Genomic DNA, 12133 nt, shown 5'->3' with positions numbered 1-12133 from the left:
ATCTGCAATTGAGGTCAATTCAAATGGGAACTCGCCTGATAGGAACTCTGGTCGAACGCGCCGGTGAGCTAGCCGCGGACTTAGAGAAGGAATTCGAGAAGTGCTTGCATGATCTGGAAGTTACGCCTCGAGCGCTGAACCTGACGCACGAGGTCATTGAAAAGTGCGCGAACGCACTCGATCAGCTTATGCACTTAGCCTGGGAGATCAGGATAGCGCCGACGCTCGGGGTCTCGGAAAGGCCGCGCGGATATTTTCCAGCCGCGATAGACGAACAGAGCTTTCGATCTGCCCTCGGTCAATGGAAGCTTGTCGACGTTGAGCAAAAAGATCCGGTATTCGCCAAAGTGCTCAGACGGTGGCAGCCGTTGTCCGATCCGCAAAACAACTGGATAGCCATGCTTCGAAAGTTCGCCGCGAAGAAGCACGTGGGCTTGGTGCCGCAGAAGATCCAGTCCGAACCGCGCGTGGTGGTTTCCGATCAACGTGGAAACAGCGTGTCTTGGGGGCCAGGCGTGACATTTGGACAAGGTGTATCGGTCTTCGGCGCGCCAATCGATCCCAAATCGCAGCTGCCGGTTGAAACTCCAGGCGTGGAGGCGCGCGTCGAAATCTGGGTGCGATTCCACATCGAAGGCACTGACCTGAACGCTCTCTCCTTTTGCACAGAGTGTGTTTCGGGAACCAAGCTGATAATCGCCAACTTCGCCTCGGAACTCGTGCTGCCCGACTAAGCCTATTGACCGCACCATGGGCCGCGCAATGAACCTTGACCACCCCTCGAGCGACAGACCGTAGCGCGCCCCTGGTGATGCTCCTCAAGCCGGCCAGGGTTGACCGCCGGCGGAGCTCGAGGCCGCTGGCGGTCTTTGCCATTGACCGGTCGTCACCGCCGATCGCATCGCACACGCTATCCTACCCACATCCAGCCGGTGCCGCCGCCCGCGCTGCCGGCGGGCTGCGCGACCTGCATAGCGATGTAGGGGAACCACCGCGCGGCGGAATCGACGTTCGCATAATCGAGCGTGAACCCGTCCGCGTCGAACGAAACGAAATCAGCTGTCGCACCCGGCGGCGGTGTTGACTGCCCGACCGACGACGATGCTGTCGTTGTGCGCCCGATAGGCGTTCGCGATTGCGCTGTTGTCGTGCGAACCGGCGCCAGCCCAGGCGCGGTTGCTTGATCCTGTCGCGAAGCCCATGAACGCGCGCATGAAGGTCACGACCGTGTCGAGAGATGTAGCATATCCACCAACCCCTCCGGAACCTGTCGGTCAGCGCATTACCCTTCAGCTAGCTTCCAGTGCATTGATGACAAAACAAGCGCCATAAGCAGACCTTTGCCGGCGATGGCGCGCAATTCTTGCGTCGTGCGAACGAGACTGCTACTGTTAGCCAGATGGCTATACATTATACCGAGGCGCTGGATCGGACATTTCATGCCCTAGGCGACGGGTCGCGACGACGCATGCTGGCAACGATCAGTCGAAAAGGTGCCTGCTCGGCGGGCGAGCTTGGAGTCCTGTTCGAAAGCTCGCAGCCGACCATCTCCAAGCACTTGCGGGTGCTGGAGCAGGCGCAATTGATTACCCGACATGTGGAGGGACGTCGTCACATGTTCAGGCTTCAGCCGACGCAATTGCGGCAGGCCCGGGCGTGGCTCGAGCGTCACCTCGCCTTCTGGGAAGGCAGCCTCGATCAGCTTGAAGGCCTTCTGGAAGAATTGAAGCAAGCCGAGGGGAAACGCGAATGACTGACTTACCGAGCTACGTGCTGGAGCGGACATTCGCGGCGCCGCGGGCACTCGTTTGGAGAGCCTGGACCGATCCTCAGCTCCTGTCCCGCTGGTATGGACCAAACGTCGAGACGATCATTCATCGTCTCGACGTGAGGCCGGGCGGACTATGGCTCAACGAAATGAGAATGGGCGGAAGGTCCAGCTATCAGCGTACGCAATTCACTGAAGTCGCCGCGCCGGAACGGCTCGTTTGCCTCATGGCCAATGCCGACGCGCGATGGAACATCGCGCCCAATCCGATGATGCCGGACTGGCCCCGCATCCTGTTGACCACCGTAACTTTCGAGGAAGAGCGCAGCCAAACCCGGATGCGCCTAACGTGGACACCGCACGAAGCGAGCGAAGCCGAGATCGCCTGCTTCGCGGCCGCAATGGACAATATGGGCAAGGGCTGGGGCGCGGGCATGAAGCTGCTCGAAGAGCTGCTCACTGAACTGAAGGCTGCGAACTGATGCACGACCGCCACGGATGCTAGCGGGAGTGTTGTCAATGCGCGCCTGGAGCAAGTGGCGGCTCTGGCGCGCTGCGTCTGTCAGCGGCGCTCGATCAAGACCCAGCCCACCGCCATCGCAACGCAGCTTGCCGCCACGACCAGGAACATGGTGCCGAGCGAACTTTGGCCGGCGATGAGACCGAGAGCTGGCGGACTGGCCAGATAGCCGGCATAGCCGAACGCGACCACGAAGGCGATCGAAGAGCCGGGCGTATTGCTGCGCCCGGCGGCGCTGATCAGGATCGGCACGATGTTGGAAAGGCCAAGGCCGACGAGCGCAAAACCGGCCACGACCGCCAGATAATCAGTCAGCAGGACCGCCATGAGGAATCCGAGCACCGCGACGACGCAGCTGGTGATGATCACCCTTTGCTCGCCGAAACGCAGGCGTAGCCAGTCTCCGGATAGACGCCCCAGCGCCATGGTCGCGGAGAATGAAGCGAAGCCCCAGCCTGCACGATCGATGCTGGTCCGGACTTCACTGGTGAGGAAGAGCGAGCTCCAGTCGCGCACCGCGCCTTCGGCGGAAAAGCAGATCGCCGCCAGGATGCCGAGGGTGAGGGCAATCCGGTTGATCGCGAATCTCGGCCCTGCCTTGCCATCGCCTTTGTGCCGCAGCGGGATCAGATCGTGCTGACAGGTCAGGAAGAGAATGACCAGCAAGGCGCAGAGGATCAGCGCCTGGGTCAGATCGCTGACCACCGCCAGCATGGCACCGACTGCCGCAGCGCCAACCAATCCGCCGACACTCCACATGCCGTGGAAGGACGCCATGACGCGCCAGTTCATGTGCATCTCGACGTCGGACGCATAAGCGTTCATCGCCACATCCATGAGACCGCCGGCGGCGCCGAACAACAACAGGGCAAGGACGAAGAGCGCCCAGGTCGATGAGATCGAGACCGCGATGTAGCTCGCAAGAAAGATTGCGAGGCTGACGCGGATGAGCGGACTTGCGCCAAACCTTGCGATCAGCCGCCCGCTGAAGGCCATGGCCAGGACCGCGCCGATGCCCATGCCGAGCAGCATCAGGCCGAATGTCCCTTCATCCGCATCCAGACGCGCGATCGCGCGCGGAACCAAGGCGGCCCATCCGCCGAACGCCACACCGTTGATGAAAAAGGCCATCGCCGTAGGGTACCAGAAGCGATGAACCGCGCGATAGAGGTGCCGGGTGGACAAGGTCGATCCTGTCATGACTTGAAGCTTGTCGCAGAGCCGCGACGGATGGAGGGAAATACCTTCTATCAAGCAAATGCGCCGCGCAGTGTCGGGAAGCGCCGCGCGCGTGTCAATCGTCGCCGATGACGGCATGCCGTCAATTGTGCGCGCTGCTCTACTCCAGCACCTCGAACTGGCTCACGATCCAATAAATTTCCGCCGCAATCGCCAGCAGCGCGAAGGCGCCGTGATAGCGCCGGTCGGCGATGAAGATGGCGGCGATCGATAGAGCGAATAAAACGCCCTGCCGGACCGGATAGAACACACCGAACGCGCTGAAATGATCCACCCCTCGATCGCGGTATCGACGAGGTCGGCCAGAAAGCGTGCCGAGCAGGAAATAGAACCACTTCTGTCGGGGAATGGAAATACTCGGCAAAGCTCGAATATTCATCCATGCGATCGGGAAACAGAAGCGCGCTTAAGAAGAAGAACAGGGCAGCATGGCAGATGACGAAGAAGTAGATCTCGAACGTCCAGATGTCGATACGCTGCAACCCCAACTCGAACCACCGGAAATGCACGATCGCGAGCGTGACGATTCCAATGATGATCCGGACGTGGATGAAACTGGTCGTGGGTCAGAAGCTGGTCCATGGGCCTTGCTCCCGCAGTCCCGACGTGGGAACATGCCATTGAGGCATCTGTTTTAGGTTTAAGTGTTCCTACCTCAGGGTGAGGCCTCATGCAAAGACCACTGGAGATCGCCTTCAAGGATCTGGACTCGTCGGATTTCGTCAGGAACCTGGTCGAGGAGCGCGTCGACCGACTGGAACGGTTCCATCCCCACATCATCGGCTGCCGGGTCGTGATCGAGGCGACTCATCGCAGCGCTGAAGGGCACCATCCGCCGCTGGGCATTTCAGTGGAGGTCGATGTCGCCAACCGGCCGCGCATTGTCGCCAAGGATTCGGAGGCGCAGCGCTCCATGAAGGGCGACCATTTGGCGGCCATCAATCGCGCCTTTGAAGCAGTCGAACGCCAGCTCGAGAATCTCAGCGACCGGCAGCGCGGCGAGGTCAAGTTCCACGAAAATGCTCGGCAGACCGGCAGTATCGTGCGGCTGTTCCCCGAGCAGGGCTATGGCTTCATCGAGATCGGCGGTGGTCCCGAACTCTATTTCACGCGCAACGCCATGGTGGACGGTAACTTTGACGAGCTGAAGGTCGGCACCATGGTGCAGGTGACGCAAGCGATCAGCGAAGGTCCGATGGGACCGCAGGCGAGCTCCGTCGGCATCGTGAGCGCCCAGCGGCGCCGCTGACTGTCCAGCGTGTTCTGAGGCGGAACGTACTGCAGCGCCAGTAGTTAGCGCTGCAAGATGAAGCGGCCACCAACCTCCCAACCGACTACATCATCCGGCGCGACAGCGCGCGAAGACGGCGTGTTCAACCGGCGACACTTCCTCGTCGGCACCGCGACATCAGCCGTGCTTCCGTTGTCGTTCGGCACCACAGGCGTTCGCGAAGCAGTGACCGACGCCGCGCTGCCGACACAGGTTCCCAGCAGTTCCGTCGCGCTCCTCGTCAACGGCCGCACGCATCGCCTAATCCTTGATAACCGCACGACCTTGCTCGACGCACTGCGCGAGCATCTTGCTCTGACAGGTACCAAGAAGGGCTGTGACCACGGACAATGTGGCGCATGCACGGTTCATCTGGACGGCGAGCCGATCCTGTCTTGCCTGACCCTGGTGGCATCGGTTGAAGGTCGCGCCGTCACGACGATCGAAGGGCTGGCGCAGGCGGATGGGGCTTTGCATCCGGTGCAGCAGGCCTTCATCGATCATGACGCGTTCCAATGCGGCTATTGCACACCGGGGCAGATCATGTCCGCGGTGGCGTGCGTCGAAGGCGACCGCGCCGGCAGCGATGCGGAGATCCGCGAATATATGAGCGGCAATCTCTGCCGCTGTGCTGCCTATCCCAACATCGTCGCCGCCATTCGCGCGGCAAAGACCGAAGTGCGGAGTTGAGACATGCGGCCTTTCATCTTTGAACGCGCCACGTCTCCAGAGAGCGCGATCGCCGCTTTTCACGCGGATCGCGCGACCTCGTTCCTCGCCGGCGGCACGACACTTCTCGATTTGATGAAGCTCGATGTCGTGCGACCGGAGCGGGTGATCGATATCAACGCGCTCGGTGCCAATGAGATCGAGATCAGCGAAGACCGACTGCGGCTCGGCGCGTCGGTGCGCATGGCCGATGCGGAGGCACAGGAGGAATTGCGCCGCCGTGTCCCGATGCTGACCCAGTCTCTGGCGCTCGCGGCCAGCACACAGCTTCGGCACATGGCGACCTTGGCCGGCAATGTGCTGCAGCGTACCCGCTGCCCCTACTTCCGCGATGTCAGCTGGAGTGCCTGCAACAAGAGGTTGCCGGGCTCGGGTTGCGCGGCGATGGCGGGCTTCAACCGGCAGCATGCGGTGCTCGGCGCCAGCGATGCCTGCATCGCGACCTATCCCAGCGATTTCGCGCAGGCGCTGATCGCGCTCGACGCCACTGTGGACGTTGTGGGACGCCGAGGGCGGCGACAGCTTCCGTTTGCCAAACTGCATGTTCCGCCCGGCCGGACGCCGGAAGTGGAGACCACACTGGCGCCGGATGAGCTGATCCTGGGATTCGAGATGCCGATCGAGCCCTGGATGAGCCGATCACTCTATCTCAAGATCCGGGATCGCGATTCCTACGAGTTCGCGTTGGCCTCGGCGGCGGTTGCGCTCGAGGTTGATGGCGGAGCGGTGCGACAGGCGCGCATTGCCTTGGGCGGAGTCGCGGCGGTGCCGTGGCGCGCGCGCGAAGCCGAGCAAGCGCTGATCGGCCGCGTGCTGGATGAGGCGAGCTGCCAGCTGGCAGCGGACATCGCCTTCGCCAAGGCGCAACCTCGGGAGCACAATGCCTACAAACCTCTCCTCGGCCGCCAGACCGTCGCGCGGGCGCTCCTCCAGGCTGCTGCGATGGAGGCATAGATGGCGATCATCGGCCCGGTACAGCAAAAGAACATGGGCCCACCGCACTCGCGCATCGACGGCCGCGCAAAGGTGACCGGCGCTGCGCCGTATGCGTCGGACTTTGCAGTCGGGCGTCCCGCCTACGCGTATTTCGTGACCAGTTCCATTGCGCGCGGGCGCATCACCGGATTTGACATGGCCGCAGCGGGGCAGGTGCCGGGGCTGCTCGACATCCTGACCTATGAGACCATGCGTGGTGCGGTGAAGAAGCCGACCTTCTTTGCCGGAGGTGGTTATGCCGGCACCACCATTCGCCCGCTGGATGGCCCGGAGATTTTCCACGACGGACAGATCGTCGCCGTCGTGCTGGCTGACAGCTACGAATCCGCGCGCGAAGCGGCGTACAAGGTGAAGGTCACATGCCAAGCTGAGCAGCCGGCCGCGACCTTCGGTTCTGCCGGCGCCACCACGGAGGATGCCGCCGACGCCAAGGGCCACGAGGACCCCGCGGTCGGCGACATTGCGGCGGGATTGGCGGCGGCGTCGGCGACCGTGGATGCGGACTATGCGACGCCAACACAGCACCACAATCCGATCGAGCTGTTCACGACGACCTGTGCGTGGACCGGCGACAAGCTGACGGTCTATGAGCCGAGCCAGATTGTCCATGGTCTGAAGCACGGCGTGGCGGAGCAGCTTGGTATTCCGCCCGACCACGTCCGGATCGTCAGCCCGTTCGTCGGCGGGGCGTTCGGTTCCAAGGCCTCGGTCACGCCGCGTACCGCCTTGGCTGCAATTGCCGCCCGGTGCCTCGGTCGTCCGGTCAAGCTGGTGCTGACGCGTGAGCAGGGCTTCAGCGTCGCAACCTATCGCGCCGAAACGCGCCATCATCTGCGCCTCGGCGCGGATGCCGACGGAAAGTTCACCGCACTGTCCCATGAGGCGTGGGAGGTGACGTCACGGCCGGACTCGTATCTGGTCGCCGGAACGGACACGACAGCGCGGCTCTATGCGTGCCCCAACGTCTTCACCAAAGTGCACCTGGTCCATGTGGATCGCAACACGCCTGGCTTCATGCGCTCGCCGCCGGAGGTGCCGTATCTCTTCCCCCTGGAATGCGCGATCGACGAGGTCGCGGAGAAGCTGGGACTGGATCCGATCGAACTGCGCCGGCGCAACGACACGATGAAGGAACCGATCGGGGGACTGCCCTATACCAGCCGGTCTCTGATGGAGTGCTTCGACCAGGCGGCTGAGAGTTTCGGCTGGGCGCGGCGCTCGGCCGCGCCGGCTTCCATGCGCGATGGCGATTGGCTGATCGGCTGGGGCTGCGCCAGCACCTGCTATCCGACTGCGCTTGCTCCCGCCACCGCGCGCGTGATCCTGTGGAAGGACGGCCGCGTGAAGGTGGAAACGGCAGCGCACGATCTCGGCACAGGCGCCTATACGGCGCTGGCGCAGGTGGCGGCCGAGCGCTTGGGCGTGCCCGTCGGCCAGGTGACGATCGCGCTCGGCGATTCCGATCTGCCACCGTCACCCGTCGCGGGAGGATCGATCACCACGGCCAGTGTTTCCTCCGTCATTGCGAAGGCCTGCGATGCCATTCGTGCCAAGCTGGGCGTCAATGACTCTGCGCTGATCGATCCTGGCATCCGCGTGGCCGGGTTTGAACGGTTGGGCGTTGCCCTGGTCCAAGAATATGCCGAGTTCGCGCCGCACGGCGCCAAGCCGGAAGGAATCGACAAGCTCTACGCCGGCCTGTCGACCCTCAAAGGCGGGGCGATGCTGGAGGACCGCATCCAGTACGCCTTTGGTGCGGAGTTTGTCGAGGTGCGAATTCATGCGCGCACGCGCGAGATTCGGGTGCCGCGCGTCCATGGCGCCTTCGCCGCCGGTCGCATCGTCAATCCCAAGACGGCGCATAGCCAGCTGATGGGCGGTCTGATCTGGGGCGTGTCCTCTGCTTTGCACGAGGCGACCGAGATGGACCTGGGGACCGCGCGCTACATCAACGACAACTTCGCCGATTATTTGGTGCCGGTGAACGCCGATATCGAAGACGTGTCCGTGATCCTGGTGCCTGAGCGCGATACGCAGGTGAACCCGCTTGGGATCAAGGGCCTGGGCGAACTCGGCAACGTCGGCACGAATGCCGCAGTCGCCAACGCCGTGTACCACGCGACGGGCCGGCGCATCCGGGAGCTGCCGATCCGACTCGAGAAGCTGCTCGCCTGAGCAGAATTGCCGAACGAGTTCAGGATCATATGCACGACTCGGCGCAACGCGTTACAATCTTCTGACGGTGCAACAAATCCTTAATCTGTGAGTTGCACACTAGACAGTGCAAAAGTCCGAGGTGTAGCGCGCGATGTTCCACCTGGTACTGACGACCTGTTTCGCGGGCATCCTGTGCTACGCCAGCGAGCCAGACGTGGACTACATATCGGCCGAACGCTGCCTGCAGCAGGGAGCGATCCTCTCCGGCCTCGCCCGCGCGCAACTGAAGTTCCCCCGCATGCCGCAGACTTCCCGGATTGTCTGCTCCGGGATCGATGGCTCCACGGAGACCGTCTATCTCGGCCAAGCTGGCGCTGAGATGCCTGCGTTCCCCGACGACGCCCTGAGCTTGCCTGCGATCGACTGACCTCGGCGCACTCCGCCTGATCTTCAGACTTGCACTTGCTCGATCAGCGGACCATTTGGTTTATGTTCGATAGATATCGAATACAGCCCCACTGACCGCAGGCCTTTGGATGATTCCTTTTTCCGTTCTCGATCTCTCGCCGATCACGGAAGGCGCAACGGCAGCCGATGCGCTCCGCAACACGCTGGATCTCGCGCGCCATGCCGAAAAGCTGCGCTATCGGCGATACTGGCTGGCGGAGCACCACAACATGCCGGGCATTGCGAGCGCGGCGACCGCCGTGGTGATCGGGTATGTCGCGGCCGGCACGAAAACCATTCGGGTCGGATCGGGCGGCATCATGCTGCCGAACCACGCGCCGCTCGTCATTGCGGAGCAGTTCGGCACCCTGGAGTCGCTGTTCCCCGGCCGCATCGATCTGGGCCTGGGGCGCGCGCCCGGCACCGATATGATGACGGCGCGGGCCCTGCGCCGCGATCTCGGCGACAGCGGAAATCGCTTCCCGGAGGATGTCGCGGAGCTGCGCGCCTATCTTTCGCCCGCCATTCCGGGACAGCGGATCCGCGCCGTTCCTGGCGAAGGGTTGAAGGTGCCGATCTGGCTGCTGGGCTCCAGCCTCTACAGCGCGCAGCTCGCTGCCATGCTGGGCCTGCCCTTCGCTTTTGCATCGCACTTCGCGCCAGGCGCGATGATGGAGGCGCTGGCGCTCTATCGCAGCCGGTTCGAACCGTCGGCGGAGCTGGCGCGGCCGTATGCGATGCTCGGGCTCAACATCATCGCCGCCGAGACCGACCAAGAAGCCGCAGGTCTTTTCACCTCGCTGCAGCAGAGCTTCGTCAATCTGCGCCGTGGCCAGCCCGGCCGGCTACCGCCACCGATCGAAGATTTCGAGCGCTTCGCTTCGCCGGTGGAGCAGGCGCAGCTTCGGCAGGCGCTCGCGTGTTCCTTCGTGGGCGGAGCGGAGGCGGTGAAGCAAGGTCTTGCCGACTTCATCAATCGAACCCAGGCCGACGAGCTGATCGTCAGCGGCCATATCTTCGATCATGCGGCGCGTCTGCGCTCCTTCGCCATTGCCGCGGAGGTACGCGACGATCTGGCGCGCGAGGCAAAGCAGCCGGAACAGCGCATCATCGGCTCACAACCAGGAAACAAAGTTGAAGAAAAGGAAAGCGGCGGCGAAGACTGAGGGGGAAGGGGAGTGCTTCGCCGCCGGGCCGCTGAGGGCAAGCGGCCACATTCGAGCGATACAACCCCTGTTTGCCAGATTGGTTCCACCCGATTCCTAATTTTTCCGAAATGAACAACTTCTGCAATGCCTCGCCCTATGTATAGCTTTGAAAAATCCGCTCTGCTGAAGCAATTAGAGCATCTTCGCCTCTGACCGCCATGCCACCATTCGGCGAGCCGCTTCCGGATGGCGGCGCCGTTGCCCCGTTCGCGCCAGCTCTACAGACAGTTGGCGTTCGGCCGAAAATCAAAACGCGGCGACGTCGTCGAGTTCGGCAAGGAATGTCGCTGCTTGTGCATGCGACCTGTAGGGCTATCCAGGGGCGTGTCGCTTGAAATCGCTGCTCGGGCGCGCTGTCCCTTGATCGTGATGTCATTTTGATTGCTAAGGATGAGCGAGAGTCATAACGTTTGTGCATTGCAGTGAAACCAAGGCTGGTTGAGTCCGCTGACGGCTCGGCAGCTTCGCCCGCCGGCTTCGGGCGACGATGTTGATCAGGATCGGTCAAGGATCTCCGCACTTTGGGGTGCAAAGTGTGTGGTGTTCCTGCGTTCCCTTGAGGGGAGGTACGTTCAGTGGCCCACTATATCAGCGTGCTGATGCCGCGGAGTGCGGGGGGCTGGCGCGCCTTGTTCCCGGACATTCCCGATTGCGAGGTTGAAGGCGATAGCATCGATGCCACGGTCTTACGCGCGGCTGGCGTGCTGACCGAATACGTCCAGAGCCGCTACGGCGACGGACCGCCTTCGCCGCGCGAGCTTGTCGAGATCAAGGCCGACGACCAGTGGGCATCGTCGCATGCGATCGATTGGACGAAGGCGGTCGTAACTATGGTGCCGCTGCGCGGGACCAACGCCCACACTTGATCCGTCCACACTCCCAGCATGCCCAAAGAGCTTAGTCGGATTGCTCGAGCGCGCGGGGACGTGATATGTCGGCGCCTGTCGTCTTGACTGTGGGCTCGCGAGCGGGGGCAACGATGCGATGGAACCTTAATGTGCGGCGCGTTTCCGCTGCCTGGAGCAGCGGCGCAGTCCTGATGGCTCTTGTCCTCGCGGGGTGCGCCAGCACGAAGTCAGAGCCACCGCCATCCATCGTCGGACTTTGGGCGGCGCAGGAGGTTGCAGGCACGCCGGTGCCAAGCGATGCGCGTGTCACGCTGTCGATTTACGGCGATGGCAGGGCAGTCGGCCGCGCCGCCTGCAACAACTACACGACCAAATACAAGCGCACGGGCGACAGCATCGCCTTCGGGCCGACAATCAGCACCAAGATGGCGTGTGCGCCGGAGCTCATGAGCCTGGAACAGAGCTATCTCAGCACGCTGGATGCCGCGACCCGCGTGGAACGACGCGCCGACGGCACGCTGGTGCTGACGACCGACGGCGCGGAGCAGATCCTGTTTCGCCGCCAGGAATCGTCGAGCCTGCAGGACGCACGCGCCCGCGGCGTCGACTTCCGCGCCCTGGGGCAAGAACCGGGCTGGATAGTGGAACTGAAAGAAGGCGAGCAGATCACGGCGGTGTTGGACTACGGCGCAACCTCGCTCATCCTGCCGACGCCGTCCGCCGACACGGCTGGGGATGGGACGGTGACTTATAACACGAGCACCGATGCCGACCGCCTCCAGCTCACCATCAAGAGAAAGGTGTGCATCGACAGCATGAGCGGTGAATCCCACCCCTCGACCGTGCAGCTCCTGGTGAATGAGAAAAGCTATCAAGGATGCGGCGACTGGCTGTATTGATCAGCGTCCGAAAGCCCGTTCGACAATATTCCGGTCGATACACCGGCAGGTA

Annotated in this window: 15 protein-coding genes; 12 read left to right on the top strand and 3 right to left on the bottom strand. The window is 62.8% G+C overall.

Translation table 11 applies throughout. The annotated features are described in order from the left end of the window. Positions 1-23: 23 nt before the first annotated feature. Positions 24-734: a hypothetical protein gene (locus tag DTX69_RS02015; protein WP_119299804.1), complete on the top strand. Its 711-nt coding sequence runs from the start codon at positions 24-26 to the stop codon at positions 732-734. A gap of 321 nt (positions 735-1055) precedes the next feature. Here DTX69_RS02015 and DTX69_RS29935 read toward each other — a convergent pair whose 3' ends face one another. Next, positions 1056-1223, bottom strand: coding sequence for a hypothetical protein (locus tag DTX69_RS29935; RefSeq protein WP_162916512.1), 168 nt, complete (start codon positions 1221-1223; stop codon positions 1056-1058). A 176-nt stretch (positions 1224-1399) separates the two neighbouring features. Between DTX69_RS29935 and DTX69_RS02010 the strand changes: the two genes are divergently transcribed. After that, the gene (locus DTX69_RS02010; protein ID WP_119300031.1) at positions 1400-1753 is read left to right on the top strand and encodes an ArsR/SmtB family transcription factor; all 354 of its coding nucleotides are present in this window, start codon (positions 1400-1402) and stop codon (positions 1751-1753) included. Further along, positions 1750-2250 carry an SRPBCC family protein gene (locus DTX69_RS02005; protein WP_119299803.1) on the top strand — a complete coding sequence of 167 codons (501 nt, stop codon included), beginning with the start codon at positions 1750-1752 and terminating at the stop codon, positions 2248-2250. Before DTX69_RS02010 ends, DTX69_RS02005 begins: the two co-directional genes overlap by 4 nt. A gap of 80 nt (positions 2251-2330) precedes the next feature. Here DTX69_RS02005 and DTX69_RS02000 read toward each other — a convergent pair whose 3' ends face one another. Both DTX69_RS02000 and DTX69_RS29930 read right to left on the bottom strand, forming a co-directional pair. Next, positions 2331-3488 (bottom strand): MFS transporter, encoded by a 1158-nt coding sequence (locus tag DTX69_RS02000; protein ID WP_162916511.1) that lies wholly within the window; start codon positions 3486-3488, stop codon positions 2331-2333. Between the two features lie 139 nt (positions 3489-3627). Next, complete coding sequence (locus DTX69_RS29930) at positions 3628-3801, bottom strand: hypothetical protein (protein ID WP_162916510.1); 174 nt, start codon at positions 3799-3801, stop codon at positions 3628-3630. Between the two features lie 154 nt (positions 3802-3955). Here DTX69_RS29930 and DTX69_RS29925 point away from each other — a divergent pair, with 154 nt between their 5' ends. The 9 genes from DTX69_RS29925 (at position 3956) to DTX69_RS01960 (ending at position 12081) form a co-directional block, all read left to right on the top strand. Beyond that, a complete protein-coding gene (locus DTX69_RS29925) occupies positions 3956-4165 on the top strand; it encodes a hypothetical protein (protein ID WP_162916509.1) in 210 nt (69 codons plus the stop codon). Positions 4166-4197: 32 nt separating this feature from the next. Continuing rightward, the gene (locus DTX69_RS01995; RefSeq protein WP_119299801.1) at positions 4198-4776 is read left to right on the top strand and encodes an HPF/RaiA family ribosome-associated protein; all 579 of its coding nucleotides are present in this window, start codon (positions 4198-4200) and stop codon (positions 4774-4776) included. A 57-nt stretch (positions 4777-4833) separates the two neighbouring features. Next, a complete protein-coding gene (locus DTX69_RS01990; protein ID WP_119299800.1) occupies positions 4834-5487 on the top strand; it encodes a (2Fe-2S)-binding protein in 654 nt (217 codons plus the stop codon). 3 nt (positions 5488-5490) lie between these two features. Beyond that, complete coding sequence (locus DTX69_RS01985; protein WP_119299799.1) at positions 5491-6480, top strand: FAD binding domain-containing protein; 990 nt, start codon at positions 5491-5493, stop codon at positions 6478-6480. After that, positions 6481-8697, top strand: coding sequence for a xanthine dehydrogenase family protein molybdopterin-binding subunit (locus tag DTX69_RS01980; protein ID WP_119299798.1), 2217 nt, complete (start codon positions 6481-6483; stop codon positions 8695-8697). A gap of 133 nt (positions 8698-8830) precedes the next feature. Then, positions 8831-9106 (top strand): hypothetical protein, encoded by a 276-nt coding sequence (locus tag DTX69_RS01975; protein WP_119299797.1) that lies wholly within the window; start codon positions 8831-8833, stop codon positions 9104-9106. Between the two features lie 109 nt (positions 9107-9215). Next, entirely contained in the window at positions 9216-10292 is a 1077-nt protein-coding gene (locus DTX69_RS01970) for an LLM class flavin-dependent oxidoreductase (protein ID WP_119299796.1), read from the top strand. A 617-nt stretch (positions 10293-10909) separates the two neighbouring features. Next, positions 10910-11200, top strand: a complete 291-nt coding sequence (locus DTX69_RS01965; protein ID WP_119299795.1) for a type II toxin-antitoxin system HicB family antitoxin — start codon at positions 10910-10912, stop codon at positions 11198-11200. A gap of 113 nt (positions 11201-11313) precedes the next feature. Continuing rightward, positions 11314-12081 (top strand): META domain-containing protein, encoded by a 768-nt coding sequence (locus DTX69_RS01960; protein ID WP_162916508.1) that lies wholly within the window; start codon positions 11314-11316, stop codon positions 12079-12081. The last annotated feature ends 52 nt before the right edge of the window (positions 12082-12133 follow it).

This window comes from Dongia deserti, from assembly GCF_003574735.1.
In the GTDB taxonomy this organism is placed as follows: domain Bacteria; phylum Pseudomonadota; class Alphaproteobacteria; order Dongiales; family Dongiaceae; genus Dongia_A; species Dongia_A deserti.
This window is presented reverse-complemented; position numbering and strand designations above follow the sequence as displayed.

Bases quoted from the DNA above. Each gene is read 5' to 3' on its own strand.
- DTX69_RS01990 (WP_119299800.1), top strand. From the start codon at position 4,834: ATGAAGCGGCCACCAACCTCCCAACCGACTACATCATCCGGCGCGACA.
- DTX69_RS02000 (WP_162916511.1), bottom strand. From the start codon at position 3,488: ATGACAGGATCGACCTTGTCCACCCGGCACCTCTATCGCGCGGTTCAT.
- DTX69_RS02005 (WP_119299803.1), top strand. From the start codon at position 1,750: ATGACTGACTTACCGAGCTACGTGCTGGAGCGGACATTCGCGGCGCCG.
- DTX69_RS01985 (WP_119299799.1), top strand. From the start codon at position 5,491: ATGCGGCCTTTCATCTTTGAACGCGCCACGTCTCCAGAGAGCGCGATC.
- DTX69_RS29925 (WP_162916509.1), top strand. From the start codon at position 3,956: ATGGCAGATGACGAAGAAGTAGATCTCGAACGTCCAGATGTCGATACG.
- DTX69_RS01970 (WP_119299796.1), top strand. From the start codon at position 9,216: ATGATTCCTTTTTCCGTTCTCGATCTCTCGCCGATCACGGAAGGCGCA.
- DTX69_RS02010 (WP_119300031.1), top strand. From the start codon at position 1,400: ATGGCTATACATTATACCGAGGCGCTGGATCGGACATTTCATGCCCTA.
- DTX69_RS01975 (WP_119299797.1), top strand. From the start codon at position 8,831: ATGTTCCACCTGGTACTGACGACCTGTTTCGCGGGCATCCTGTGCTAC.
- DTX69_RS01995 (WP_119299801.1), top strand. From the start codon at position 4,198: ATGCAAAGACCACTGGAGATCGCCTTCAAGGATCTGGACTCGTCGGAT.
- DTX69_RS02015 (WP_119299804.1), top strand. From the start codon at position 24: ATGGGAACTCGCCTGATAGGAACTCTGGTCGAACGCGCCGGTGAGCTA.
- DTX69_RS01980 (WP_119299798.1), top strand. From the start codon at position 6,481: ATGGCGATCATCGGCCCGGTACAGCAAAAGAACATGGGCCCACCGCAC.
- DTX69_RS01960 (WP_162916508.1), top strand. From the start codon at position 11,314: ATGCGATGGAACCTTAATGTGCGGCGCGTTTCCGCTGCCTGGAGCAGC.